This window comes from Ancalomicrobiaceae bacterium S20, assembly GCA_040269895.1.
Classification (GTDB): Bacteria; Pseudomonadota; Alphaproteobacteria; order Rhizobiales; family Ancalomicrobiaceae; genus Methyloraptor; species Methyloraptor flagellatus.
The window spans coordinates 4,016,129-4,042,509 of the sequence record CP158568.1 but is presented as its reverse complement, the minus strand read 5'-3'; the positions used below and the strand labels follow the sequence as shown (position 1 = coordinate 4,042,509).

General features: G+C 68.6%; 24 protein-coding genes and 1 pseudogene. 5 read left to right on the top strand and 20 right to left on the bottom strand.

Annotation, left to right across the window (positions count from 1 at the left end):
* Window positions 1–3: 3 nt before the first annotated feature.
* From ABS361_18295 to ABS361_18270, 6 genes are all read right to left on the bottom strand, one after another.
* On the bottom strand, window positions 4–2,418 hold the full coding sequence (locus tag ABS361_18295) for a glycogen/starch/alpha-glucan phosphorylase (GenBank protein ID XBY46940.1): 2,415 nt from the start codon (window positions 2,416–2,418) through the stop codon (window positions 4–6).
* Between the two features lie 292 nt (window positions 2,419–2,710).
* Window positions 2,711–3,181 (bottom strand): VOC family protein, encoded by a 471-nt coding sequence (locus tag ABS361_18290; protein XBY43984.1) that lies wholly within the window; start codon window positions 3,179–3,181, stop codon window positions 2,711–2,713.
* A gap of 201 nt (window positions 3,182–3,382) precedes the next feature.
* Complete coding sequence (locus ABS361_18285) at window positions 3,383–3,853, bottom strand: SRPBCC family protein (protein XBY43983.1); 471 nt, start codon at window positions 3,851–3,853, stop codon at window positions 3,383–3,385.
* Window positions 3,854–3,870: 17 nt separating this feature from the next.
* Complete coding sequence (locus ABS361_18280) at window positions 3,871–4,353, bottom strand: VOC family protein (protein ID XBY43982.1); 483 nt, start codon at window positions 4,351–4,353, stop codon at window positions 3,871–3,873.
* Entirely contained in the window at window positions 4,350–5,021 is a 672-nt protein-coding gene (locus ABS361_18275; GenBank protein ID XBY43981.1) for a TetR/AcrR family transcriptional regulator, read from the bottom strand. The genes ABS361_18280 and ABS361_18275 overlap by 4 nt, the downstream gene beginning before the upstream one ends.
* A 229-nt stretch (window positions 5,022–5,250) precedes the next feature.
* Window positions 5,251–5,853 (bottom strand): DUF1003 domain-containing protein, encoded by a 603-nt coding sequence (locus ABS361_18270; protein XBY43980.1) that lies wholly within the window; start codon window positions 5,851–5,853, stop codon window positions 5,251–5,253.
* A gap of 213 nt (window positions 5,854–6,066) precedes the next feature.
* Between ABS361_18270 and ABS361_18265 the strand changes: the two genes are divergently transcribed.
* Together ABS361_18265 and ABS361_18260 are read left to right on the top strand one after the other, a co-directional pair.
* The gene (locus tag ABS361_18265) at window positions 6,067–6,537 is read left to right on the top strand and encodes a hypothetical protein (GenBank protein XBY43979.1); all 471 of its coding nucleotides are present in this window, start codon (window positions 6,067–6,069) and stop codon (window positions 6,535–6,537) included.
* A gap of 139 nt (window positions 6,538–6,676) precedes the next feature.
* Window positions 6,677–8,275, top strand: coding sequence for a multicopper oxidase domain-containing protein (locus ABS361_18260; protein ID XBY43978.1), 1,599 nt, complete (start codon window positions 6,677–6,679; stop codon window positions 8,273–8,275).
* Window positions 8,276–8,339: 64 nt separating this feature from the next.
* On the opposite strand, the gene dps is transcribed toward ABS361_18260, so the two are convergent.
* The 14 genes and pseudogenes from dps to ABS361_18190 all read right to left on the bottom strand — a co-directional run bounded on the left by dps (window position 8,340) and on the right by ABS361_18190 (window position 23,974).
* Window positions 8,340–8,825: a DNA starvation/stationary phase protection protein Dps gene (gene dps / locus ABS361_18255; GenBank protein XBY43977.1), complete on the bottom strand. Its 486-nt coding sequence runs from the start codon at window positions 8,823–8,825 to the stop codon at window positions 8,340–8,342.
* Between the two features lie 226 nt (window positions 8,826–9,051).
* A pseudogene (locus ABS361_18250) lies at window positions 9,052–9,926 on the bottom strand (ABC transporter ATP-binding protein).
* The gene (locus tag ABS361_18245) at window positions 9,923–10,912 is read right to left on the bottom strand and encodes an ABC transporter ATP-binding protein (GenBank protein ID XBY46939.1); all 990 of its coding nucleotides are present in this window, start codon (window positions 10,910–10,912) and stop codon (window positions 9,923–9,925) included. Before ABS361_18245 ends, ABS361_18250 begins: the two are co-directional and overlap by 4 nt.
* Before the next feature lie 110 nt (window positions 10,913–11,022).
* Window positions 11,023–11,919, bottom strand: coding sequence for an ABC transporter permease (locus tag ABS361_18240; protein ID XBY43976.1), 897 nt, complete (start codon window positions 11,917–11,919; stop codon window positions 11,023–11,025).
* A 5-nt stretch (window positions 11,920–11,924) separates the two neighbouring features.
* Entirely contained in the window at window positions 11,925–12,881 is a 957-nt protein-coding gene (locus ABS361_18235; protein ID XBY43975.1) for an ABC transporter permease, read from the bottom strand.
* A gap of 159 nt (window positions 12,882–13,040) precedes the next feature.
* Entirely contained in the window at window positions 13,041–14,603 is a 1,563-nt protein-coding gene (locus ABS361_18230; GenBank protein XBY46938.1) for an ABC transporter substrate-binding protein, read from the bottom strand.
* Window positions 14,604–14,817: 214 nt separating this feature from the next.
* Window positions 14,818–15,609 (bottom strand): ABC transporter permease, encoded by a 792-nt coding sequence (locus ABS361_18225; protein XBY43974.1) that lies wholly within the window; start codon window positions 15,607–15,609, stop codon window positions 14,818–14,820.
* A complete protein-coding gene (locus ABS361_18220) occupies window positions 15,606–16,583 on the bottom strand; it encodes an ABC transporter permease subunit (protein XBY43973.1) in 978 nt (325 codons plus the stop codon). The genes ABS361_18225 and ABS361_18220 overlap by 4 nt, the downstream gene beginning before the upstream one ends.
* Window positions 16,584–16,587: 4 nt before the next feature.
* The gene (locus ABS361_18215) at window positions 16,588–17,736 is read right to left on the bottom strand and encodes an ABC transporter ATP-binding protein (GenBank protein XBY43972.1); all 1,149 of its coding nucleotides are present in this window, start codon (window positions 17,734–17,736) and stop codon (window positions 16,588–16,590) included.
* Between the two features lie 125 nt (window positions 17,737–17,861).
* The gene (locus tag ABS361_18210; protein XBY43971.1) at window positions 17,862–18,974 is read right to left on the bottom strand and encodes a polyamine ABC transporter substrate-binding protein; all 1,113 of its coding nucleotides are present in this window, start codon (window positions 18,972–18,974) and stop codon (window positions 17,862–17,864) included.
* A 134-nt stretch (window positions 18,975–19,108) separates the two neighbouring features.
* Window positions 19,109–19,783 carry a formyltransferase family protein gene (locus tag ABS361_18205; protein XBY43970.1) on the bottom strand — a complete coding sequence of 225 codons (675 nt, stop codon included), beginning with the start codon at window positions 19,781–19,783 and terminating at the stop codon, window positions 19,109–19,111.
* Window positions 19,784–20,117: 334 nt separating this feature from the next.
* On the bottom strand, window positions 20,118–21,098 hold the full coding sequence (locus tag ABS361_18200; protein ID XBY43969.1) for an MBL fold metallo-hydrolase: 981 nt from the start codon (window positions 21,096–21,098) through the stop codon (window positions 20,118–20,120).
* A gap of 174 nt (window positions 21,099–21,272) precedes the next feature.
* Window positions 21,273–23,042, bottom strand: a complete 1,770-nt coding sequence (gene ggt / locus ABS361_18195) for a gamma-glutamyltransferase (protein XBY43968.1) — start codon at window positions 23,040–23,042, stop codon at window positions 21,273–21,275.
* Window positions 23,043–23,164: 122 nt separating this feature from the next.
* Window positions 23,165–23,974: an alpha/beta hydrolase gene (locus ABS361_18190; protein ID XBY43967.1), complete on the bottom strand. Its 810-nt coding sequence runs from the start codon at window positions 23,972–23,974 to the stop codon at window positions 23,165–23,167.
* Window positions 23,975–24,185: 211 nt separating this feature from the next.
* Between ABS361_18190 and ABS361_18185 the strand changes: the two genes are divergently transcribed.
* The 3 genes from ABS361_18185 (at window position 24,186) to ABS361_18175 (ending at window position 26,370) form a co-directional block, all read left to right on the top strand.
* The gene (locus tag ABS361_18185) at window positions 24,186–24,527 is read left to right on the top strand and encodes a glycine zipper domain-containing protein (GenBank protein XBY43966.1); all 342 of its coding nucleotides are present in this window, start codon (window positions 24,186–24,188) and stop codon (window positions 24,525–24,527) included.
* 347 nt (window positions 24,528–24,874) lie between these two features.
* Complete coding sequence (gene infC, locus ABS361_18180) at window positions 24,875–25,414, top strand: translation initiation factor IF-3 (GenBank protein XBY46937.1); 540 nt, start codon at window positions 24,875–24,877, stop codon at window positions 25,412–25,414.
* Between the two features lie 404 nt (window positions 25,415–25,818).
* Entirely contained in the window at window positions 25,819–26,370 is a 552-nt protein-coding gene (locus tag ABS361_18175; protein ID XBY43965.1) for a putative glycolipid-binding domain-containing protein, read from the top strand.
* Window positions 26,371–26,381 lie beyond the last annotated feature (11 nt).

Here is a 26,381-nt window from a genome sequence, read left to right as displayed (position 1 = left end):
CCTCTACTTCACTGGCGGAACCGGCACGTCCCAGATGTCGGACGCATATTCCGCGATGGCCCGGTCCGACGAGAAGAATCCCATGCGGGCCGTGTTGACGATCGACGATCGCCACCACGCCGCCCGATCACGCCAACGCGCATCGACGGCCCTCTGTTTCGCATAGTAGGCATCGAAATCGGCGGCGACCATGAAATAATCGTGGTGGCGCACCGCGTCGGCCAGACCGGCATAGCGGGCGGGATCGCCCGGCGAGAACACGCCGGATTCCAGCGCGTCGAGCACCTCCTCGAGCATCGGCGAGCGGCCGATCTCGTCGGCCATGTCGAGGCCCTTGCGACGGCGGGCATCGACCTCCTCGGTGGTCAGGCCGAAGATGAAGATGTTGTCGTCGCCGACGTGGTCCTTGATCTCGACATTGGCCCCGTCGAGCGTGCCGATCGTCAGCGCGCCGTTGAGCGCCAGCTTCATGTTGCCGGTGCCCGAGGCCTCCATGCCGGCGGTGGAGATCTGTTCGGAGAGATCCGCGGCCGGGATGATCGCCTCGGCGAGGCTGACGTTGTAGTTCGGCAGGAACGCGACCTTGAGCAGGCCGCGCACGGCCGGATCGCGGTTGACCAGCCGCGCGACGTCGTTGGCGAGCTTGATGATCAGCTTGGCCTGCTGATAGCTCGCCGCCGCCTTGCCCGCGAAGATTTTCACCCGCGGCACCCAGTTGCCGGTCGGGTTGGCGCGGATCGCATCGTAGAGCGCGATGATTTCGAGGATGTTCAGGAGCTGGCGCTTGTACTCGTGGATGCGCTTGATCTGCACGTCGAACAGCGCGTCCGGATCGACTTTGCATTCCAGCCGCTCGCGGATGATCTTCGCCAGCTCGACCTTCTTGGCGCGCCGGATCGCGGCGAACCGGTCGCGCACGCCGGCATCGTCCTTCGCCGTCTCGAAATCGGCGAGCGCGAAGGGATCGTCCATCACCTTGTCGCCGCAGGTGTCGACGAGCAGGGCGGTCAGACCCGGGTTGGCCTCGTAGAGCCAGCGGCGGAAGGTGATGCCGTTGGTCTTGTTGACGATCCGGTTCGGGTAGAACCGGTCGAGCTCGTGGAACAGCGTGCGCTTGACCAGATCGGAATGCAGCGCCGAGACGCCGTTGATCTTGTGCGAGCCGACGAAGGCGAGATTGCCCATGCGCACGCGCCGGCCGTGGCTCTCGTCGATCAGCGACAGGTCGGACAGGATCCGGCCGTCGTGCTCGCCGCGCGAGCGGACGAGGTCGAGGTGCAGCGCGTTGATCAGGTAGATGATCTGCATGTGGCGCGGCAGCAGCCGCTCCATCAGCGGCACCGGCCAGCTCTCCAGCGCCTCGGGCAGCAGGGTGTGGTTGGTGTAGGAGAACACCGCGGTGGTGATCTCCCAGGCCTCGTCCCAGCCGAAGCCTTCGAGATCGACCAGCACCCGCATCAGTTCGGCGATGGCGATCGCCGGATGGGTGTCGTTGAGCTGGATCGCGACCTTCTCGGGCAGCGCCCGCAGGTCGCCGTGCTGCTGCTTGTGGCGGCGGATGATGTCCTGCAGCGAGGCCGAGACGAAGAAATACTCCTGGCGCAGCCTCAGTTCGAGACCGGCCGGCGTGGCGTCGCTCGGATAGAGCACCTTGGAGATCGCCTCGAGCCGGACGCGCGCGGCGAGCGCGCCGACGTGGTCGCCCTGGTTGAAGGCGTCGAGCCGGATCGCATCCGGCGCCCGCGCCGACCAGAGCCTGAGCGTGTTGACGTGGCGCGCGCGCCAGCCGGTCACCGGCGTGTCGAAGGCGACCGCGTCGACGGTCTCCTCCGGCTTCCAGATGTGCTTCACCTCGTCGTCTTCGGCCTCGATCGTCTCGACCTGGCCGCCGAAGCCGACCGAATAGTCGACCTCCGGCCGCTCGAACTCCCAGGGATTGCCGAAGGCGAGCCAGTTCTCGGGATATTCGTGCTGCCAGCCGTCCTTGATCACCTGCCGGAACAGGCCGTGGTCGTAGCGGATGCCGTAGCCGTAGGCCGCGATCTGCAGCGTCGCCATGCTCTCCATGAAGCAGGCGGCGAGGCGGCCGAGGCCGCCGTTGCCGAGCGCGGCGTCCGGCTCGATCTGGCGCAGCTTCTCGAGGTCGACGCCGAGGCCGGCGAGCGCGGCGCGAACGGGCTCGGTCAGACCCGTCTCCATCAGCGCGTCGCCGAGCAGCCGGCCGATCAGGAATTCGAGAGAGAGATAGTAGACCCGTTTGCGCCCGGCCTCGTAGGTGGCGCGGGTCGAGGTCATCCAGCGCTCGACGATCCGGTCGCGCACCGCGAGCGTCGTGGCGATGAACCAGTCGCGTTGGCTGGCGACTTCCGGGTTCTTGCCGACCGCGTAGGTGAGCTTGGCGAGGATCGCCGCGCGCATGATGTCGCCGTCGACCGTCTCTGGCAGCGCCGGATGCGGCGGCATCGGTCGGACCGGGTCGGCGGCGGACGCATCGAGGGGGGAGGACGAGATCGTCGGGACGGTGTCGGTCACGCAGCCTGTCCTTTCACGCGAGCAAGGATTTGCAGTGCAGCATGGCACGGTGCGGCATCGGTAACAACACCGACGCCATGCGTCCAAGACGACAGACGTCCGGCGGTTCGCGCATGGAACCGCCGGTGTTTCGGGACATCCCGTGAGGCTTCGCAATCGCTCGGATCGCCCCCGCGGTTCAGGGCGATTCGTAGGCCGCCTCGACGGCCGCTGCGTCGATTTTCACCATGGTCATCATGGCCTGGAACGCCCGGCCGGCGGCGGCGCGATCCTCGGACAGGAAGAGCCGCGGCACGACCTTGGGCACGATCTGCCAAGACACGCCGAACTTGTCCTTGAGCCAGCCGCACTGGACTTCCTTGCCGCCGTCGGCGGTCAGAGCGGCCCACAGCCGGTCGGTCTCGACCTGATTGTCGGTCATGACCGAGATCGAGGCGGCCTCGTCGAGCGTGAAGTTGGGGCCGCCGTTCAGGATCTGATAGGGCGTGCCGCCGAGGACGAAGTAGACGACCAGCGCCCGGTCGTCGCGCGGATCGCGCAGGATCGCCTCGATGCGCGAGTTCGGCAGCAGCGAGACGTAGAACCGAGCGGCTTCCTCGCCGCGCGATTCGAACCACAGACAGGTCGAGACAGTCGCGAATTCGGCCATGTCGGCCTCCTTTGAGCAAAGCGGGAGTGGTTCGCGTGAGCGATCGGCCCATGCGGGTGGAGACCGGCGCCCTGTCGGCGCCGGGGATCGGGTGTCGATGTCGGGCGTAGTTCGGCGGCCCGTCTTCCCGCCGGCGCCAGTGCCGTCGCGGGGCGAAGGCCGCGGGCTCGGAGCGTCTTGATGCGCAGAGCGTCTTGGTGCTCAGAGCGTCCGGGCGAGCGCGACCATCTGGTCGGTGGCGATGCCCCAGCCCTGATGGAAGCCCATCTGCTCGTGTTCCCGCCGCGCGTCCTCGCTCCAGTGCCGGACGCGTGCGACGTACCGGGTACGGCCGTCGCCGAGGTCATCGAACGTGAGAATACCGGTCATGAACGGCCGCTCCGACGGCGTCCAGGCGTCGACATAGGCGTCGGTGAACACGAGTTTGCGGTTCGGCACCACCTCGAGAAAGAGGCCGCGGTTCACGAAGACCTGGCCTTCGGGCCCGTGCATCTCGACTTCGCTCGTCCCGCCGGAGCGGACGTCGAAGACCGCCCGCACCGCCTTCCAGGGCGGCGGGCAGAACCAGTGCGGCACGAGGCTCGGATCGGTCCAGCACCGGAACGCCTTGTCCGGCGTGGTGTCGAGGACGCGCTCCAGCACCAGATCGCGGCTGTCGTCGGTTCGGGTCATGATCGCCTCCGCCGGGCTCAGGCCGGATTCGCTTGCATATGGCGCCGGATCGCCTCGTGCATGCCCGCTTCGATCTCCGCCTGCGACAGCCGGCGCTGCGGCGTGGCGATCGACCAGCGATGGCCGAACGGGTCCTCGATCAGGCCGTAGCGGTCGCCCCAGAACATGTCGTCGACCGGCATGATCACCTTTGCGCCGGCCTCGACGGCGCGCGCGGTCCACGCATCGACGTCGTCGACCATCAGATGGAGGGAGACCGGGCTCCCCTTCAGCGCCCGCGGCGAGCTGCACATCTCGGGGAACTCGTCGACCAGCATGATCGTCCCGCCGTTGATGCGCATACAGGCGTTCATGATCCGCCCGTCGGGGCCGGCCAGGCGGAACAGCACCTCACCGCCGAAGGCGGCCCGGTAGAAGTCCATGGCGGCATCGGCGCCGTCGCAGACGAGATGCGGGGTCAGAGGTCCGATCGGGTAATTCGGCTTCAGGTCTTCCGTCATGGCGCTTCCTCCTGGTTTGGGACGGCCGACCGGTTCGTCGCCGTCGGATCGACGGCGGCCGGGGCCTTGGTTGCTCCCGCTGCGAACAGCAGGTCGACGTAGCGCTCCAGATGCGCGACGCAGTCGACGGCGACCTGTGGGTCGCCCTTGGCCTTGGCGAGCACGAAAGCGCCCTGCAGCACGGCCTGTGTGAAGAGTGCCAGACTGTCGGCGTCCCAGTCGGCCACCGGCGCATGCAGCGCCTTGGCGGCGACGATGTCGGTCGCGATGCCGCTGGCATGGGCGCCGATGTTGCGGCCGCAAGCGTCGCGGATCGCCGGGCTGGAGGCGAAGGCCTCCTGCACCATCGTGCCAAGCAGGCAGCTGAACGTCGCCGGGTCGCCGGCGATGATCGCCTTGCGAAACGCCACATAGCCCTTGAACCGCGCGAGCGGGTCCTCGAGCGCGCGGAACGGTGCCGCGCCGAACAATCCGTCGGCCATGGCGTTGAAATGATCGGCCGCCGCCACCGCCAGCGCTTCCTTGCTGGCGAAGTGATGGAAGAACGCTCCCTTGGTGACGCCCGCCGCCCGGCACAGGTCGTCGACGCTGGTCGCGGCGTAGCCCTGGGCGCGGATGACGCCGAGCGCGGCATCGAGCAGTTTTTCGCGGGCGGACGTCTTGGTCACGGGTGTTTCCTTTCGAGCTGAACCGTACCGACCAGTTGGTATGTACGCAATCCCGTCTCCCGACGGCAACTGGAATTTTATTTTGCCGCCGCCGACCGCTCCCCGCGTAACCGACCTTGCCGAGCAGTTCTTGCGCGGCCAAACCTTCACCACCCGAGGCCGTTCGCATGAGGCGCCGAGCGGTGCTCGAAGGCGGGCGCCGCAGGCGTGAAGCGAGCCCGTCTCTGTTTCAGGTCTTCTTGTCGTCCTGCGTCCCGCGTCGTTCGATCTCGGCCAGGACCGCCTCCGGCGCGACGTCGCGTTCCGCATGGTCGAGCGCCGGATCGGCGGCCTCGCCGATCTCCAGACGCGCGGCGATCGCCCGCGTCAGTGCGACCAGCTGCGTGATCTCGTGTTCGGCGAGCAGGTTGATTTGCAGGTCGAGCTCGGCGCGGCGGTCGGCCGCCGCGGCGGCGCGGTTCTGCGAAATCAGCACGAAGGTCGACAGGAAGATCGCCTCGACCGAGGCGGCCGTCGCCAGGATGACGAAGGTTTCGTCGAAGCGTGGGAGCCCCGGCACCCAGCCGAGGTTGATCGCCACCCAGGTCGCGACGAAGGCCGCATGGATATAGACGAAGGCCATGCTGCCGCTGAACCGGGTGATGATCTCGGCGAGCCGTTCCTGCGCCCCCGAGGCCGCCGCCTCGCGCGCCCGACGCTCCCGCAGTGCCTCGATGTTCCGGTCCAGGACCGGCGCCAACCGCTCCGGCGGCGCCTCCGGCCGGGTCGGCTCGGCGCCCGACCGGCCGCGCGGACGTGGCGGCGTCGGGCGCGGCTCCTGCGCATGGCTCATGCGGCGTGCTCCGGTGTTGAGACCCGTCGGGCGGATCGAGCCTAGATCACGCGCAGGCGGCAGAGTGGTTCCATGGGCCGACGGGACCGTCGTCGCGGTCTCGTCGCCGCCACCGCTCCGGTTTCGGCCGATCGGAGCCTTGATCTCGTCGGGATGCCGGACCATCCTGATGGCTGTCGCCGGCGCGGAGCCGGCGGCCGACGGAAAGCTCCGATGATCCGCATCGCGACGGTCCTTGCCGCCTTGTTGACGCTCCTGACCCTGGGCTTCGCCGGGGCGGACGCGCATGCGGTCGAGCCGTGCCCGCACCATGCCGCGGCCGATGTGCCGTCCTCGGCCGATCGTCAGTCCGCCGAACCGGTCGCGACGATGCACGGCCATGTCGCGACCCTGCCGCACGCGACCGCGCGGCCGCATCAGGCCGCGCAGGGCCACGCCATTCACGCGAGCGCTGCTGCCGTCGCCGACGGCCGTGATCGCAGCCACGGACCCGAAGGGTGTCCGGGCGGCTGCATGGACATGGGTCTCTGCCGGCACGTGACTTGCGCCGTGGCGATGATCCTGCCCGTCGCGCCGCCGCTGCCGCTGATCCGCCCGGCGGGTACGCGGCGGGCCGCCATCGACGTGACGGTCGAGGGCCGCGATGTCGCCCCGCCGCTCGATCCGCCGAGATCCCCGGCCTGAGCCGAAGCCGCTCGCGGGCCCTGTCCCGCGGTCAGAGCCTGCTTTTCCGGCATCGTTGTCGTCCGCCCCAGAGCCGCGGAGGTCTTCCGCGGAACTCTGTCGCGCGGCCGGCGCTTGCCGCCCAGACGGATCTTCAATCATGACCCTTTCGATCGATCGCAGAACCCTGCTGCGGACCGCGCTGCTCGGCGCTGCCACCGCCAGCATCTTCCCGTTGGCGATTCCAGCCGCGCAGGCCGCGGACACCCGCCGCCTTCGCGTGGTCTCCCGCACGCTCGACATCGACGGCCGCGCGGCCAAGGTGTTCGGTCTCATCGGCCCGGACGAGCGGCCCGGCCTGAGCTTCGATGCCGGCGCGACCTTCGACGTCGCACTCGAAAACCAGCTCGGCGAGCCGACGCTGATCCACTGGCATGGCCTGACGCCGCCCTGGGTGCAGGACGGCGTCCCCGACATGCCTGCACCGCTGCTCGGCCCCGGCGAAACGCGCGCCTACGCCTTCCCGGTCGGCGCGGGCGGCACGCACTGGATGCATGCCCATACGCTCCAGGAGCAGAACCTGCTCGCCGCGCCGCTGATCGTGCGCCGGCCGGACGAGCGCGCCGCCGACGAGCAGGAGGTCGTCGTCCTGCTGCACGATTTCGCGTTCCGCACGGCCGAGGAGATCCTCGCCGACCTGCGCAAGCCCGGAGCGGGCATGGCGCATGGCGCCATGGGCCAGGGCACGATGGATCATGGGGGTATGAACCACGCGGGCATGGCCGGTCATTCCATGGCCAGTCATGCCATGTCAGGCCATGCCATGGCGGGACACGATATGGCCGGCCACGGCGCGCCGGGCCAAGCGGGACCGGGCCAAGCTGGATCGGGGCATGCCGGCTCCGGCCATGCGATGGCCGGGAGCGCGACGTCCGGCGCCATGGCGATGGATCTCAACGACATCGACTACGACGCCTATCTCGCCAACGACCGCACGCTTGGCGACCCGCAGGTGACGCGTGTCGAGCGCGGCGCCCGGGTGCGGCTCAGGATCATCAACGGCGCGACCTCGACGGCTTTCACGATCGATACCGGCGCACTCGACGCGGTCGCGGTGGCGGTCGACGGCCAGCCGGTCGCGCCGCTGCCCGGTCGCCGCTTCGGCCTGACCATGGGCCAGCGCATCGATCTTCGGCTCGCGATCCCGAAGGAGGGCGGCGCCTTCCCGATCCTGGCCCTGCGCGAAGGCGCGGTCGAGCGCACCGGCATCGTGCTCGCCACGCCGGGCGCGGCGGTGAAACGGGTGGCCGCCACCGGCACGGTCAAGGGTCCGGTGCTCGATCTCACCCAGGAAGCGGCCTTGAAGCCGATCGCACCGCTCGCGGCCCGTCGGCCCGATCGCCGCTTCACCGTCGACCTGACCGGTACGATGGCGGGCTATGCGTGGAGCATGGCGCTCGCGGGTACGACGGAAGCCGCGCTGCATGTGCGCAAGGGCGAGCGTGTCGAGATCACCATGCGCAACGCCTCGATGATGGCCCACCCGATGCACCTGCACGGGCACCATTTCCAGGTCGTGGCGATCGATGGCAAGCCGGTCGCCGGCGCCGTGCGCGACACCTTGCTGGTGCCACCGATGCGTTCGGTGACGGTGGCGGTCGATGCGGAAAACCCCGGCAAATGGGCCTTCCACTGCCACCACCTCTACCATATGGCGACCGGCATGATGGGCGCCTTGGTCTACGACGACCTCGGCTGAGGCGAGGTCGCGATAGCCGGGGCGGGTCTTCGATCCGCTCCGATCCGCCCCGCGCAAGGCCTGTTCAGGCGGCCTGACGGTGCGATTCCAGAAACCACAGCGACTTGTCGAGCGAGCGCTGGTAGGCGGTAAAGATGTCGGCGGTCGCGGCGTCGCCGGCCTCGTCGGTCTGGTCGATCGCCTCGCGCACCCGGTCCGCCGCCGCGCCGAACCGCTCGATCAGCGCGTCGAGATGGTCGTCGACCGCATGGATGTCGGTGGGATAGGCGGCGAGCGAGGTCGCCTTGCCGACCGTCTGGACGGTGCCGAGCGCAGTGCCGCCGAGCTGCGCGACGCGCTCGGCGATCGTGTCGACATGGGTGTCGAGCTCGGCGCGGAAGCCGTCGAGCATCTCGTGCACGGCGATGAAGGTCGGGCCCTTCAGGTTCCAGTGCGCCTGCTTGATGACGAGCGCGAGGTCGATCCCGTCGGCGAGGCGGGCGTTGAGCACCTCGATCGAGACCTTCTTGGCATTGGTCTCGAGGCCGTTCCTGGTCTTCATGGCGTCCATCTCCGGTTGGCCACCCCGGTCGGCGACCGGTCCGGCACATGATCCTGTTCGGGGCTTCAACTTGGCGGCCCGCGCGGATGTTCCCGAAGGGGCGGAGATGGCGCACCGGAGACGGCGTCGATCAGGCCGGGACGATTGCCTCGGCCGTGCGCAGGCAGGCGTCCGCCCGGCCGTCGCCGCGGACCACGAAGGCCGGCCGCTCGGTCGCGCAAGTCGGCAGCGTCACCGCGCAGCGCTCGGCGAAGGCGCAGCCCGCCGGCAGTGCGGTCAGATCCGGCGGCGCGCCGGGATCGTCTCCAGCCGCGTGCCCGGCACAGCGCGATCGACGCGCGCGGCGAGCAGGCCGCGCGTATAGGGATGGCGCGGATCGGCGATCACCTGCGCGACCGGCCCCTCCTCGACGATGCGGCCGGCATACATGACCGCGATCCGGTCGGCGACCTCGACCGCCACGCCGATGTCGTGGGTGACGAAGATCACCGACAGGCCGAGCTCGCGCTGCAGATCGCGGAGCAACAGCAGGATCTGGATCTGCACGGTCGCGTCGAGCGCGGTGGTCGGCTCGTCGGCGAGCAGGACCTTCGGATTGCAGGCGAGCGCCAGCGCGATCATCGCCCGCTGCCGCATGCCGCCCGACATGGCATTCGGATAGGCCGCGAGCCGCCGCTCCGGCGCCGGGATGCGCACCTTCTCGAACAGCGCGAGCGCGCGGGCCTCCGCCGTCGGCCGCGATACGCCCTCGTGGCGGCGGATCGTCTCGACGATCTGTGCCCCGAGCGTATAGACCGGATCGAGCGCCAGCGCCGGCTCCTGGAAGATCATCGAGACCGTCCGGCCGCGATAATCGGCGAGCGCTTTCGGCGACAGCGCCAGCACGTCCTCGCCGTCGACCGTGATCGAGCCCTCGATCCTGGTGCGCTTCGGCGGATGCAGTCGTAGCAGAGAGCGCAGCGTCACGCTCTTGCCGGATCCGGACTCGCCGAGCAGCGCCACGACCTCGCCGGCCCCGACCTGAAGGCTGACGTCGTCGACCGCCCGGACCGGCTTCGCCCGGCCGGTGAAGGTCACGGAGAGATGCGAGATGTCGATCATCGTCTTCATGCGGCGACGCCCTCGAAATCGGGAGCCATGGAATGGCCCGATGCCGGCTGGCGGGCGAGGCAGGCGGCGCGCTGGCTCTCCGGGCCGGCAAGCGCCGGCGCGACCGCCGAGCAGACGCCTTCGGCGAGCGCGCAGCGCGGATGGAAGCGGCAGCCGGCCGGCGGATCGATCGGGTTCGGCGGATCGCCGGAGAGCGGCGCGCGATCGACCCGGTGGCCAGGGTCCATGCTCGGCATCGAGGCGAGCAGCGCTGCCGTATAGGGGTGCTGCGGAGCGTCGAACACCGCGTCGCGCGTGCCGATCTCGGCGACCTTGCCGAGATACATGACGAGCAGCCGATCGACCATGAAGCGCACGACGTTGAGGTCGTGCGAGATGAAGATGTAGGTCAGCCCGAACTCGGCCTTCAGGTCGAGCAGCAGGTTCAAGACCTGCGCCTCGACCGACTTGTCGAGCGCCGAGACGGCCTCGTCGAGGATGACCAGCCGCGGCTCCATGGCGAGCGCCCGCGCGATGTTGACGCGCTGGCGCTGGCCGCCGGAGAGTTCGTGCGGGAACCGGCCGGCGAAGCGGCGCGGTTCCAGCCCGACGCGGGCGAGCAGGTCGTGGGCGCGCGCCGTCGCGGCCTTCGGCGCGACGCCATGGACGCGCGGTCCGAAAGCGATCGAGTCCTCGATGGTCAGCCGCGGATTGAGCGAGGCGTAGCTGTCCTGGAACACCATCTGCACCTGGCGCAGATAGTCGCGGCTCGAGAGATCGCCGCCAAGCTCGTCGCCGTCGAAGACGATCCTGCCCTGGTCCGGCGGCATCAGCTGCATGAGCAGCCGCGCCGTCGTCGACTTGCCGCAACCGCTCTCGCCGACGATGCCGAGCGTCTCGCCCTTGAGCACGTCGAAATCGACGCCGTCGACCGCGCGGACCACCGTCGGCGCGCCGAACAGCTTGCGGCCGATCGTGAAGTGCTTGACGAGGCCGGAGACCGTCATCAGCGGCTGCGCGGGGCCGCCGCGATCGCGCGGATCGAGCGGCGGCGCGGCGATGCCGCTCGCTGGCGCGGACGAGAGAGCGGGCGCGTCGAGGGGCAGCACGGGCGGGGTCATGCCTTGACATCCATGGCGGCGCGGAGCCCGTCCGACAGCGTGTTGAACGAGATCGAGGTGATGAAGATCATGATGCCAGGCAGCGCCGCGACGGCCGGCTGGGTGTAGATCGCCGTGCGCAACGTGTTGAGCATCAGGCCCCATTCGGCCTCGGGCGGCCGGACGCCGAGGCCGAGGAACGACAGGCCCGCCGCGAGGATCATCGACACCGAGATGAGCCCGGTCGCGTAGACGAACACCGGTCCGATCACATTCGGCACGACATGGATGCGGATGATCGTCGCGGCCGAGGCGCCCGAGGTGCGTGCGGCCTCGACATAGTCGAGCGAGCGCACCTGGGTGGTGACGCTCTCGGCGATGCGCGCGATCGGCGGCACGAACACGATGGTGAGCGAGACGAGCGCATTGCCGAGCCCGGCGCCGAGCGCGCCGGACAGCGCCACCGCCAGCAGAACCGACGGGAAGGCGAAGAACACGTCGATCGTGCGCATGATCAGCTGATTGACGAGCCCTCCGGCGTAGCCGGCGGTGATGCCGAGGATCGAGCCGATCACGAAGGCGATCGGCACCGGGGTGACGCCCATCACCAGCGACAGCCGCGCGCCGTAGATCAGCCGCGAGAGCATGTCGCGGCCGAGCTCGTCGGCGCCGAGCGGGTAGCCGGGCGTGCCGATCGGCTTCAGCCGGCGGATCATCGTCGCCTTGGCCGGATCGGCCGGCGCCAGATAGGGCGCCAGGATCGCGATCGCGACGATGGCGAGGACGATCGCGAGCGCCACCATGGCGACCTTGTCGCGGCCGAGCCGGGTGAGGACGCCGCGCCAGTAGCCCGGCGAGCGGATCGCTTCGACCGGCACGGCCGGGGCGGAACCGGAGAGGGTCAGCGACGCCATGGTCCTCAGCTCCTCTTCACGCGCGGATCGAGCGCGGCCTGCGCGATGTCCACGATCAGGTTCAGGATGACGAAGAAGCTCGCGAGCACGAGGATCGTGCCCTGCAGCAGCGGCAGATCGCGCTGGAAGATCGCCGAATTGAGCAGGAAGCCGGTGCCGGGCCAGGCGAACACGGTCTCGATCAGGATCGAGCCGCCGAGCAGATAGCCGAGCTGCAGCCCCATGACCGCGAAGGCGGTCGGCGCGGCGTTCTTGACCACGTGGCGGAAGATGCCGCGATCATCGAGCCCCTTGGCGGCGAGACCCTGGACGAATTCCTGGTTCAGGATCTCCGCGACGAGCGCCTTGAGGGTGCGCGCGATGATGCCCATCGGGATCACCGACATGGTGATCGCCGGCAGCACGAGATACTTCAGATACTCCCAGTCGAGGCTGCGGGCGTCCGACGAGCCGCCCGGCCCGCCGCCGGTCGCCGGCAGCCAGTTGAGCCACACCGAGAAACAGATCACCAGCACCATGCCGAGCCAGTAGTGCGGCACGCTGACGCCGACGACCGCAAGGAAGCTCGCGATCTTGTCGATCCAGGAATTGCGGAAGTAGCCGGCGACGAAGCCGAACAGCGCGCCGAAGAAGAAACCGATCGCGGTGGCGGCGGCGGCAAGGATGATCGAGTTCATCACCGCCTTGCCGACCTCGGCGACGACGGGCCGGCCGGTCGAGATCGACGTGCCGAGTTCGCCGATCAGCACGCGCCCGAGCCAGATGCCGTATTGCACCACGAGCGGCTTGTCGAAGCCGTAGAGCTTGCGCATCTCCTGCTGCATCTCTTGAGAGGCGTCGGTCGGCAGCACGGCGGAGAGCGGATCGCCGGGCGCCAGATGCACGAGCAGGAAGCAGACGAGGCTGACCCCGAGCGCGACCGGGATCATCGCGAGGAGCCGCTTCAGGGCATAGACGAGCATCAAGTCCGCTCCGGGGTTCGAGCGCCGCGCGGGCGGGCAGAGGACGCCGAGACAATGATCGGGCGGGGTACCGGTCCGACCCTGATCGGCGGATCGGGTTCCCTTGGACCCGAAGGCCGGTGGAAGGCGCGCGGGCTGCCCCGCGCGCCTCCTGCATGGTCAGTCCATCGTGATCGACGAGAAGTTCTGGAACCAGTTCTGCGCCTGCACGAAGCCCTTGACCTTCGGGCTCATGGCGCGGGCGTTGACGTCGTGGGTCACCATCAGGAACAGCGCCTCATCGACGTACTTCTCGTGGATCTTCTCGAGGATCTTGGTCTGCTCGGCCGGATCGAAGGTGTTGCGCACCGCGTCGAACAGCTTGTCCATCTCCGGATCGCAGTAATGGCCCCAGTTGGTGCCGGCCGGCGGCGCCAGGTTGCACTGCAGGTGCCGGATGAAGCCGGTGAACGGATCCTGGATGAAGTAGGTGTAGTTCATGCCGGTCGCGCCCTTCGAGCTCTCGTGCTTCGCACCGGCGCGCCAGATGTTGATCAGCGTGTTCCACTCGACGACTTCGAAGCTGACCTTGATGCCGACCTCGGCGAGGTTCTGCTGGATGAACTCGTTCATCGGCAGCGGCAGCATCTGGCCCGAGCCCGAGGGCGAGATCAGGATCTTGGTCTCGATCGGCTTGTCGGGTCCGTAACCGGCTTCCTTGAGCAGCTTCTTGGCCGCCTCCGGATCATAGGTCAGCTTGAAGGTCGGATGGCCGAACCACTGGTGGCCGGGCGGCATGAAGCCCTGCGCCGGGATCATCAGGCCGCTCAAGAGCTCCTTCATGCCCTCGCGATCGACGGCCAGGTTCGCGGCCTTGCGGACCCGGATGTCGTTCCAGGGCGAGCCCTCGACGCGGCTGAGGTGCCAGGTCCAGTTATGCGGATAGGCGTTGGTGACGATCTTGAAACCGGCGCCCTTCAGCGAGGCGACCGCATCCGGCGCCGGGCTCTCGATCCAGTCGACCTGACCGGAGCGCAGCGCCGCGACGCGCGCATTCGGCTCCGGCAGCGGCACGACGACGAGCTTGTCGAGCTTCGGCACCCGGGTCTTGTCCCAGTAGTCCGGGAACGGCGCGAATTCGGCCTTCTCGCGCGGCACGAAGGCGGTGATCTTCCAAGGGCCGGTGCCCGAGGGCTGCTTGGCGAAGGCGTCCCAGTTCTTGCCGACCTTCTCCCACTGCGCCGGCGAGGAAATCATGATCCAGGCGATCTGGTAGGGCAGGGTGGCGTCGGGCGTCTTGGTGACGATCTCGAGCGTCAGCGGGTCGACCGCCTTGTAGGAGGCGACCGCCGGGATGCGCGAGCGGCCCTGCGCCGACTGGCGCGGATCGAACTGCGGCGCATCCTTGTTGAGGATCTTCTCGAAGTTCCAGACGACGGTCTCGGCCGTGAAGTCGCTGCCGTCGTGGAATTTGACGCCGGGGCGCAGCTTGAACGTCCACTTGGTCTTGTCGGCCGGATCGACGGTCCAGGACGTCGCCAGGCCCGGAATGATCACCGACGGCTTGTCCGCGCTGGTCAGATCCCATTCGACCAGCGAGTCATAGGCCGTGTAACCGAGGAAGCGCATGCCCTCGCCGCCGTTGTCGGTCTGGCCGGTGGTCAGCGGGATGTCGGAGGCGGTCATGCCGATGCGCAGGGTGCCGCCGGCGACGGCCGGCTGGACGGCCTGGGAGACGAGCATGCCGGCGGCCAAGGCCAGAGCGGAAAACGTGAACCTCATGAGCGACCCTTCGAGAAACGCGACCTTCGCGGGATGCCGCGATATCGCAAGTCCCGTGCCGGTCGGGATTCTATGGCGAGGTCAGCCATGAGGAGGATGTGGTCCGCCTACAAATGAGGCAGTCAGGTCAGATTGCGGACAGCCACGGCGCGGCTGCCTCGATCTTGGGCGCTTGTCAGGTCTGCTTCGCGATCGCGCCGCGCTTGGCGACCAGCGAGCCGACCACGACGCCGATCGAGACGATCGCGATCAGGATGGTCGACACCGCGTTGATCTGCGGCGACAGGCCCATGCGCACCTGGCCGTAGATGCGCATCGGCAACGTCGCCGCGCCCGGCCCGGTGGTGAAGCTCGCGATCACCAGATCGTCCATCGACAGCGTGAAGGCGAGCATCCAGCCGGCCGCGACGGCCGGCAGGATGATCGGCAGCGTCACGACCAGGAAGGTCTTCACCGGCGGGCAGCCGAGATCGAGCGCCGCCTCTTCGAGCGAGCGGTCCATCGTGATCAGCCGCGACTGCACGACCACCGCCACGTAGCACATGGTCAGCGTCGTATGCGCCATGGTCACGGTCCAGAAGCCGCGCTCGACGTCGAGCGCGGCGAACAGCAGCAGCAGCGCGAGGCCGAGGATCACTTCCGGGATCACCAGCGGCGCGATGGTCAGCGCCGTGAACACGCTGCGGCTCCGGAACGCGCCGAGCCGGGTCAGCACCACGGCCGCCAGCGTGCCGAGCACGGTCGCCAGCGTCGCCGACAGGACGCCGACCTCGATCGTGACCAGCGCCGCGCGTTGCAGCGCCTCGTCTTCCAGGAGCGAGCGATACCAGCGCAGCGAGAAGCCGCCCCACACCGTCACCAACCGGCTGTCGTTGAACGAGAACAGCACGAGCAGCAGGATCGGCAGGTAGAGGAACGCGAGCCCGAAGGTCAGCGAGACCAGATTGAAGGCGCCGAGCCGTTTCATCGTCCGGCCTCCTCGATCTCGCGCGTCTGGCGCCGCTGGTGCCAGACGATCGGTATGGTCAGCACGAGCAGCAGCAGCACCGCGACCGCCGAGGCGAGCGGCCAGTCGCGGTTCGAGAAGAACTCGATCCACAGCGCCCGGCCGATCATGAAGGTCTCGGTGCCGCCGAGCAGGTCCGGGATCACGAATTCGCCGACGATCGGGATGAAGCAGAGCAGCGAACCGGCGACCACGCCCGGCATCGACAGCGGGAAGGTCACCCGCCAGAACGCGCCCGTCGGCGTGCAGCCGAGATCGAGCGCGGCCTCGACGAGGCTGCCGTCGAGCCGTTCGAGGCTGGCATAGAGCGGCAGCACCATGAACGGCAGGTAGGAATAGACGATGCCGATATAGACCGCGGTCTCGGTGTCGAGGATCGGGATCGGCTCGGAGATCACCCCGAGCGAGATCAGCGCCGCATTGAGCAGGCCCTCGGGCTTCAGGATGCCGATCCAGGCGTAGACCCGGATCAGGAACGAGGTCCAGAACGGCAGGATCACCAGCATGACCAGGATCGCGCGGGCGTCGCGCGGCGCCTTGGCCATGGCGTAGGCGATCGGGTAGCCGAAGGCGAGCAGCAGCGCCGTGGAGATCGCCGCGATCCGGAGCGACGACACATAGGCGTCGAAATAGTAGGGATCGCCGAGGATCGTCGCGTAATTGTCGAAGCCGAGGGCGCCGACATAGGCCTTCAGGCCCTCCCAGCCGGCCGAGAGATCGAGCAGCGGCTCGTAGGGCGGCACCGCGGTCGCCCGGCTCGACAGCGAGATCTTGAACACGATCAGCACGGGGATCGCGAAGAACGCGATCGACCACAGATACGGCACCGCGATCAGCGCCAGCCGGCCGAGCGGCCGGCGGGTCGGCACGTTGGTCGACAGGGCGGTCGGCTCGGGCGCGAGCGCGGGTTCGGCGGCGGGGATCGGCTCGGCCATGGCGTCAACCCGTCAGCAGTACCGCGCCGTCGGGCGCGAAGGACACGAACACCGGGTCTTCCCAGGTGAGCGGCGTATCGACGGTGCGCGTGACATTGGCGGTCGAGGCCTTGATCCGCCGCTTGTCGGCGGTGCGCGCCACATAGTCGGTCCAGTCGCCGAGATAGGCGATGTCCCAGACGGTCGCCGGAATGACGTTCGGCTGGCCGAGCGGCTCGGTCCGCGAGATGCGGGTCTTCTCCGGCCTGACCGCGATCGAGACCGCTTGGCCGACCGTGCAGGCGCGGTTACTGCGCACGAGCAGCGGCAGGTCGCGACCCTCGATCCCGACCCGGACCCAGTCGCCCTCGATGCCGGCGACCTTGCCGTCAAAGATGTTGATGTCGCCGACGAAATCCGCGACGTAGCGCGTGTTCGGCTCCTCGTAGATCATGCCGGGCGTGTCGACCTGCACGACCCGGCCCTGGTCCATGACCGCGATCCGATCGGCGAGCGTCATGGCCTCCTCCTGGTCGTGCGTCACGATAAGGAAGGTCATGCCGAGCTCGACCTGCAGGTCCATGAGCTCGAACTGGGTCGCCTCGCGCAGCTTCTTGTCGAGCGCGCCGAGCGGTTCGTCGAGCAGCAGCACCTTCGGCCGCTTGGCGAGCGCGCGGGCGAGTGCCACGCGCTGGCGCTGGCCGCCGGAGAGCTGGTCGGGCTTGCGCTTGGCGAGCGCCTCGAGCCGGACCAGCTTCAGCATCTCGGCGACGCGCGCCTGGATGTCCGCCTTCGGCATGCCGTCCTGCTTCAGCCCGAAGGCGATGTTCGCCTCGACGGTCAGATGCGGGAACAGCGCATAGGACTGGAACATCATGTTGACCGGCCGCTTCCACGGCGGCAGCCGGGCGATGTCCTCGCCGGCGAGCAGGATGCGGCCGGTGTTGGGCGTCTCGAAGCCCGCCAGCATGCGCATCAAGGTGGTCTTGCCGCAGCCCGACGGCCCGAGCAGCGCGAAGAACTCGCGCTCGTAGATATCGAGCGTCAGATTGTCGATCGCCACGAAATGGCCGAAGCGCTTCGTCACGTTCTCGAAGCGGATCAAGGGTTTGGCGGACGGATCCGCCCACGGGGCAAATGTTCGTCGAACCGATCCGATGGCGGTTTCCGTCATGACGCGCGCCCGTCCCCCTCGCTGACGTCGAACTCGGATGAAATATCCGGAGCGGGCGCCCCGCTCCGGGATCTCGTGCGCCCGTCGAGCGCTCTCTGCGGAGCGCCGGGCGCCCTATGCCGGGATCACTTGCCGCGCTTGGCCTGCGTCCACAGGCGGGTCACCTGCGGCTGCAGCTTGTCGTCGAGCGTGGTGACCGTGAACAGGTGCTTCATCATCGCCTCGTCCGGATAGATCGTCGGATCCTTGGTGATCTCTTCCTTGATCAGCGGCTTGGCGGCGATGTTGCCGTTGGCGTAGCGCGTCAGGTTGGAGGCGGCGGCATGCACCTCCGGCTTCAGCACGTAGTTGATGAAGGCATGCGCGCCGTCGACGTTCTTGGCCGCGGCCGGGATCGCCATCTGGTCGAACCAGAGCTGCGCGCCTTCCTTCGGCACCGAATAGGCGATCTCGACGCCGTCCTTGGCGCCGGCGCGGGCCTGGATGATGTCGCCCGAATAGCCGACCACGGCGCAATAATCGCCCTGCGCCAGCGCCTCGATGTAGCCCTGGGTCTGGAACTTGCGGACGAAGGGCGCGATCTTCCTCAGGTGATCGGTCGCCTTGCGGTAGTCCTCGATCTTGCGCGTGTCCGGATCGATGCCGAGATAGGCCAGGATCGACGGCAGGATGTCCTCCGGCGAATCGAGCATCAGGATGCCGCAATCCTTGAGCTTCTTGGCATTGTCCGGATCGTAGACCAGCTTCCAGCTGTCGACCGGCGCGTCCTTCAGCCGCTCCTTGATCTTCTTGACGTTGTAGCCGATGCCGACCGTGCCCCACATCCAGTTGATGGAGTACTTGTTGTCGGGATCGTACTTCGTGACCTTGGCGGCGATCTCGGGCCAATAGTTCTTCAGGTTCGGGATCTTCGACTTGTCGAGCGGCTGATAGGCCTTGGCCTTGACGTCGCGCGACAGGAAGGTCGCGGTCGGCACGACGACGTCATATTCGATCTTGCCGCCGAGGATCGCGGTCTCCAGTTCCTCGTTGCCCGGCATGGTGTCGTCGTACTCGAGCTTGAAGCCGGTCTCCTTCTCGAAGTCGGCCAGCGCCGACTTGTCCATATAGTCCGGCCAGTTCCAGACGCGCACGGTCTTGGCGCGATCCTGGGCGCCGGCGGCGCCGATCGAGACGCCGACGACGGCGATGCCGGCGGCGAGGGCGAGGGAGAGACGGGACAGAACCGAACGCGTCATCGAGCGGCCTCGGAAATCAGTGGCGGGGCAAGGCGAGCCGAACGGCTCGATCGGATCAGCCTATGGTCAGGTGGCTCACGATGCAATGCGGCGTGCGACGGCCGTGTGTCGGCCGGGATCGCCGATCGCCCGGCTCAGTCGCGCTGCGGTGCCGGCAGCTCGAACCTGTGACCGTGCAACAGGATGTTCGGCCGCGAGAAGCCGTCGCCGTCGCCGAAGGCCGCGACGCGGCGGTCGATCTCGTCGGCGGGCATGTCCAGGGTGAGTCGGCAGGCCTCGGCGTAGGCCCGCCTCGTCGACTTGCGCGGCCCCCACGCGATCCCGAGCGGCACGAAGGCGGGTTCAGGCCGAACCAGCCGATCGACCATGAACCGGAACACCCGCACCGCCGCGCCGAAGGCTTCGGTGTCCAGCGCCTCGCGCGTGGTGCCGGGCGGTACGTCGAAGCGCTCGACCGCAACGATCGGCCCGGCATCGACCGGAGCGATCATGACGTGACCGGTGGCGCCGAACCGTTGCGTGCCCTGATAGAGCGCGAAGGCCGAGGGCATCCAGCCCGGATATTCCGGCGGACCGGGATGAATGTTGAAGGCGCCGTAGCCCACGCGGTCGAGAATCGCCGCCGGCACGACGAGGCTGGCGCAGAAGCCGACCAGCCGGGTGCCGGCGAGATCTTCGCCGGCGAGCCGCTCGAGCCCGGCCGTGTCATCGACTCGTTCGATCACCAGCGAGGGATCGCGGCGCGTGAAGTCGACGACGAGATAGGGGAACTCGGTTTCACCGCAGAGAAGCACGATGCGTTCGAACACGGGGCCTCGCGTGCGCAAAATCTGCGGAGAGCGATCCGGCTGGCCCGCTGATGGCGGCCGACCGAGGATCTTTGCGGCCGAAATCCGGTGTCCGCAGCCCGCTGGCGTCAGAATACGTCTGTGTAATCAATGGGGTAGCGCCGGAGATCGCAGCGGGCGGCATCCGGCGAACCTCATTGAAAAAGCATTCTAGCCCCGAAGCTTATGTTTAGAAACCGTGCAGGTTGGATGGATGCCACGTTCAGCCATGCTTGGCGCGCACAAGGCCGTCACTTGAAACAAAACGACCCGCCGGCGCGAACCGGCGGGTCGAATGTGTCGCAACAGGTCTGTGTCAGAGCGCCGGGTTCCACATGGCCGGCACGAAATCGTAGCCCTTGGCGGTCTTCAGAATGTGGCCGTGCGCCGGGAACGGGTAGTGATAGCCGGCGACGAGCGCGCGTTCCTGGGCCGCCATGTCGAGCATCTTGTGCCGGGTCGCGCGTGCGGCGGCGGCGTCCTGGTCGAAGGCCGGCGACCAGTCGGGATTGCGGGCGAGCAGCAGCGGATTGTTGGTGACGTCGGCGAGATAGAGCAGCCGCGCGTCGCCGGACTGGATCGCCAGCGTGGTATGGCCCGGCGTATGGCCATAGGCCGCGACCGCCTGGATGCCGGTGGTGATCTCCTTGCCGGCGTCATAGCGCTTGATGTCCTTGGCGTTCGGCCCGAACACGCGGCGCACGCCCTGGAAGTTGGCCTTCAGGCCTTCCGGCGCCGCCGCCATCTTGGCGTCGTCCATCCAGTAGTCCCATTCCGCCGCCGGCACGGCGATCTCGGCGTTCGGGAACACGAGCTCGCCCGCCTTCGAACGCAGGCCCTGGATGTGGTCGCCGTGGAAATGGCTGATGATCACCATGTCGATCGCCTTGGGATCGATGCCCGCGGCGGCGAGGTTGCCGGCGAGCTGGCCGGCGGTCGGCGGACCCATCTCGCCGTAGCCGGTGTCGATCAGGATCTTCTTCGAGCCGGTGTCGACGAGGAGCGGCGTGAACGGGATCGGCAGCGTGTCCTTCGGCAGGAACACCTCCTCCATCGCCTTCTGCACGTCGTCGAGCTTGGCGTTGGTGATGAAGCCTTCCTTGAGCGGCAGGCGGAAGATGCCGTCCGTGACGGCGGCGACGGTGAAGTCGCCGAGCTTCATCTTGTAAGCGCCGGTGACCTGACCGGTCGGCGCGGGCGCGGCGGCGGCCGGGCTCGCGCCGGTGGCGGCGGCCGCGGCGATGCCGGGCGCGGCAGCGGCGGCGATGGTGGCTTTCATCATCGTGCGACGATCCATGGTCTCGGTCCTCTCCTCCCTTGGGCGCGGGCACGGGCGCGCCGACGGCCGGCGCGCATCATGGCGCCGCGCGGGCGCCTGCCTTGTCCCCGACCGCGCGGAGGATAGGGCGTGAAATGCCGGAGGGGCGGCCGATCACGCGCTCGTGACCGGCGGATTCATCGAACGGATCGTTCAATATCCGGCGGCCAAAGTGCCGCGTTGGCGCGGATCGGCGGCGCCGAGCAGGCCGGCCGGTGTCACTTGGATGGAATTGGCCGAGCCGGAACTGGCGCCGACCACGACCTTGTGGCCGCGCGCGGCGAGCAGCTTCAGCGTATCGGGCGACAGGCCGGTCTCGACCAGCAGCACGTCGGGCTTCCACTGGTGATGCGCGCGCGGCGCCGCCACGGCCTCGGCGAGGCTCATGCCGTTGTCGATCACGTTGACGATCACCGCGAGCGTCGTGGTGATGATGCGGCTGCCGCCCGGACTGCCGGTGACGAGAGTGAGTTTGCCGTCCTTGAAAAGGAAGGTCGGCGTCATCGACGACAGCGGCCGCGCGCCCGGCGCGACGCTGTTGGTCTCGCCGCCGACCAGGCCATAGGCGTTGGTGGCGCCCGGCTTGGCGGAAAAGTCGTCCATCTCGTTGTTGAGCAGCACGCCGGTGCCCTCGGCGACCAGTCCGACGCCATAGGTGAAGTTCAGCGTATAGGTGTTGGCGACGGCGTTGCCCTCGGCGTCGACCACCGAGAAATGCGTGGTCTGGTCGCTCTCGGCGCCAAGCGGCTTGCCGGCGGAGATCGCGTCGGCCGGCCGCGCGTGATCGCGATCGATCGCGGCACGCAGGCCGGCCGCATAGGCCTTCGACGTCAGCCCGGCGACCGGCACCTTCACCCGGTCGGGGTCGCCGAGATAGGTCGCCCGGTCGGCATAGGCCGGCTTCATCGCCTCGGCCATGAGGTGGATCTGTTCGGCGCTGCCTGCACCGGCTGCTGCCAGATCGAAACCCTCGAGGATGTTCAGGATCTCGATCAGATGCACGCCGCCGGAGGAGGGCGGCGGCATCGAGACGACCTCGTAGCCGCGATAGGTGCCGCGCACCGGCGTACGGGTCGCGACCCGGTAGTTCGCGAGGTCTTCCGCCGTCATGACGCCGCCGGCGCCGCGCACCGCCGCGGCGATCTTCTCGGCGACGGCGCCCTTGTAGAAGCCGTCCGGGCCGGCCTCGGCGATGCGGGCGAGCGTCGCGGCGAGATCGGTCTGCACCAGCCGGTCGCCGCGTTTCAGCGCCGCGCCGTCCCTCCAGAAGATCGCCTTCGAGGCGGCGTGGCGGCCGAGCCAGGCCGCCGCCGGCAGCGAATCGGCGAGATCGTCCTCGACCGGAATGCCGTCGCGGGCGAGCGCGATCGCCGGCGCGATCAGCTCGGCGAGCGTGAACTGGCCCGAACCGAAGCGCCGGTGCGCCTCGGCGAGCCCGGCGACCGTGCCCGGCACGCCGACCGCCAGCCCGCTGTCGCGCGACTTCGCATCGTCCGGATTGCCGTCGGGGCCGAGGAACATGTCGCGCGTCGCGAGCGCCGGGGCGGTCTCGCGATAGTCGATCGCGACCGTTTCCGCCGGGCGGCCGTCCTTGGCCGCCTTGTGCACCATCATGAAGCCGCCGCCGCCGATGCTGCCGGCGCGCGGCAGCGTGACCGCGAGCGCAAAGCCGACGGCGACCGCCGCGTCGATCGCGTTGCCGCCGCGCTTCAGGATGTCGACGCCGACGCGGGTCGCGGTCGCCTCCTGGGTCGCGACCATACCGTGGAGCGCGAGCGTCGGCAGCATGCGGTTCTGCGTCGACTGGATCGCCTGGCCCGGGCCGGGCATGCCGGGCGGCGCGCCGGTCTGCGCCCGCGACGCGCCGGGCAGCGCGGTGATGAGGACGGCGGCGAAAACGGCGGTGCGCATCGATATCGACATGGCGAACGTCTCCCGGCCCCCCGGCTCTCGATCTACGGCCTTGCGGCTCGGTACCGATCATCGCGGCTCGAACGGGCCTGCGCCAGCCGTCGCGCAAGGGAAGACGCTTCGCAAAGGCGCGATCAGCGCGGCTCGTGCGCGTGCTCGACCATCTCGCCGACCGCCGCCAGCAGGCGCTCGATGTCCTGTTCGCGCGACAGCCGGTGGTCGCCGTCCTTGATCAGCGTCAGCACGACGTCGTCGGTCGCCAGTCGCGTGACGAGTTCGGTCGCATGCGTCCAGGGCACGTCGGGATCGAGCACGCCCTGCAGGATATGCACCGGACAGCCGGTCTCGATCCGCCCGCCCATGATCAGATGCCGCCGGCCGTCCTCGATCAGGGCGCGGGTGATCAGATAGGGCTCGTCGGAATAGGCCGACGGCTCGGCATAGAAACCGGTCTCCAGGATACGGGCGCGGATCTCGTCGGAGAAACCGTTCCACATCAGAAGTTCGGTGAAGTCGGGCGCTGGTGCGATCAGGACGAGGCCGCGGATGCGCGAGGCGTCGCGGCCGACCGCGCGCAGGTGCTCGCGCGCGGCGAGCAGCGCGATCCAGCCGCCCATCGACGAGCCGATCAGGATCTGATCGCCGGTCGTCATGCGATCGAACACCGCCAGCGATTCCTCCAGCCAACGCGAGATCGTGCCGTCGGCGAAGCTGCCGCCCGAGACGCCGTGGCCGGAATAGTCGAAACGCGTCACCGCCAGGCCTCGCGCGGCGCCGAAGCCGTCGAGCGCGGTCGCCTTGCTGCCGGTCATGTCGGAGCGGAAGCCGCCGAGCCACAAGAGGCCGGGCCCTTTGCCATGTTTGCCGCCGCGATGCGCCACCGCGATCTCGCGGGCCTCGTCGCCGGTGCCGACCACGATCCGTTCGATGCCGTCTTCGGTCATGCTCGGTCCTTCCCTGTTGCCGATGTCTCGCTTGCGGTCGTGGTAGACCGCGACGCGCGACGGCTCAAGCGCGACGCCATGGCCGCGTCGAGGGCTGCGCTGGGTGCCCCATCGACGCCGGGCCGTCGCCGGTTGCCCCGCGTCAGTGTTCTGTTAGCATCGGGTATCGATCCTGCCGTCGGGAGCCCGGCAGGATCGTTTGCGGCGCGGCATGTCGCCGGCCGCCGTCCCGGGAGGAACGATCAGCATGTCTCGCCTGCGCCCCGCCTTGAAAGTCGTCTTCGCTGTTGCCATTTCGGCGATGACCGTCCTGCCTGCCACCGATGCCTTCGCCGAAAGCCGGCGTCAGCGCCGTGTCGTGGAGGGCGCGGTCGTCGGAGGCGCCGTCGGGGCGGTGGTCGGTGGCGTTGCGGGCGGCACGGCCGGTTCGGCGCTGGTCGGCGGCGCGGTCGGCGCGGTCGCGGGTGCCGCGATCGCCGACGGCACGCATCGTCGTCGCTGCGGTCCGGTTCATTACGATCGTTACGGCCGTCCCTATCGCAACTGCCGCTGACGCTTCGCGGTCACGGGCCGGTCTTCGAAGCTCGTCCACTGAAGGTTCTCGCCCGGTCCGGCGACCCGTTTCGCCGAACGGGCGTTGACTTTCCGGGCGATTGAGCAAATCCTAGGAAATCCCCCGCCTTATGGCGGGATGACGGCACTCGGCCTCGGCGCATCGGCGTACGGGGCTTTGGGTGTCTTCGAGAAGTTTCGGACCTGATCCCTGTCGACCGGTCTCGTCGCGGCGCTCCCGCGGCCGCCGCTCGCCGACACGGCCGGGATCCGGATCGGGAACAGGCGCCGCGGCGGCGATCGATTGTGACGTCCGCCCTCCGGCACAGGATATCGGGAGTAGAGACCATTCGCCGTCCGTTTCGCGCACCGCCGCCGCCCAAGGAAGGGCCGCGAGTCAACCGGGAGATCCGTGGCGTTCCCCAGGTTCAGCTGATCGACGATGAAGGCAAGAACGTCGGCGTCGTGTCGTTCTTCGACGCGCTCGCCCAGGCGGAGGAAGCCGGCCTCGATCTCGTGGAGATCGCGCCGCAGTCGGTTCCGCCCGTGTGCAAGCTCCTCGATTACGGTCGGTTCAAGTACCAGTCGCAGAAGAAGGCCGCCGAGGCGCGCAAGAACCAGAAGATCGTCGAGATCAAGGAGATCAAGCTCCGTCCGAACATCGACGACCACGATTACGAGACCAAGATGAAGCAGGCTCGCCGCTTCTTCGAGGAAGGCGACAAGGTGAAGGTCACCCTGCGCTTCCGCGGCCGCGAGATGGCGCATCAGGATCTCGGCATCGATCTGCTCGAGCGCTGGCGCGCCGACGTGACCGACCTTGCCAAGGTCGAGTCCGAGCCGCGCCTCGAAGGCCGTCAGATGGTCATGGTGATGGCGCCGCGCTGACGCGTGGCTGCCGATCGCCTTGCGCCGCGCGGATCGCTTCAGGTCCGCGCGGATCCGACCGGTCGACGGGCCCGGCAGGAAGCCGGCGAGTGCTGTCTATCGCGCACATCGCCGGGCTGGCTGGGCCGGAACGGCCGGTTTGAAAGATGTCGCCACCGAAGACGTTGCCACCGAAGGACGTTGTCACGGACGCGGCTTGGCCTGGAAGGCGCATTCGAAGGATGTGCGTTCAGGAGCCTTGCTCGTCCGCGCAAGCCGAGCCCCGCCCAGGTTGAATCCCTGGGCAGGCTGCGAATGGATCGGCGCCCGCCATGATCGGCCGGTCGCGCCAATACACGACCCCCCTTGCACCATCCCTTTGACCCCTCCCGCCTTTTCCCCTCCTGCGTAACCCGGAGTTCCGCTTGTCCGACGCGATCGCGAATTGGCGCTGGCGCTCGCTCGCCGACGGCGGGCTCGAGCATGTCGCGGTCAAGGCGACCGCCGCGGGGGTCACGGCCGAAGGCGTGACGATCGCCGGCACCGGCACCGAGGGCTACGGCCTCAGAACCCGCATCACCGCCGAGCCGGAATGGGCGGGCTTTCGCGGCCTGCACCTGACGCGCCTCGCCGGCCCGACCGTGGCGCTGCGCCACGACGGCATGGGCGGCTGGACCGACAGCGAGGGCAAGGCGCGCAAGGAATTCGACGGCGTCTTCGATCTGATGCTCGACGGCTCGGCGATCTGGCTGACCTCGATGGTCCGCCGCGCCGCCTGGAAGGCTGGCGCCGAGAAGGCCGTCGACGTCGTGCGCGTGGCCGTGCCGAGCCTCGAGATCCGCCGCGACACGCTGAAGATCACCGCGGTCGAGCCCGGCCGGCTCTACCGCATCGTCGGCGAGACCGGCGAGGAAGAGATCGCGCTCGACGAGGCCGGCTATCTGGTCGGCTGGACGGGACGGTTCGAGCGGGTGTGAAATCGGTCACC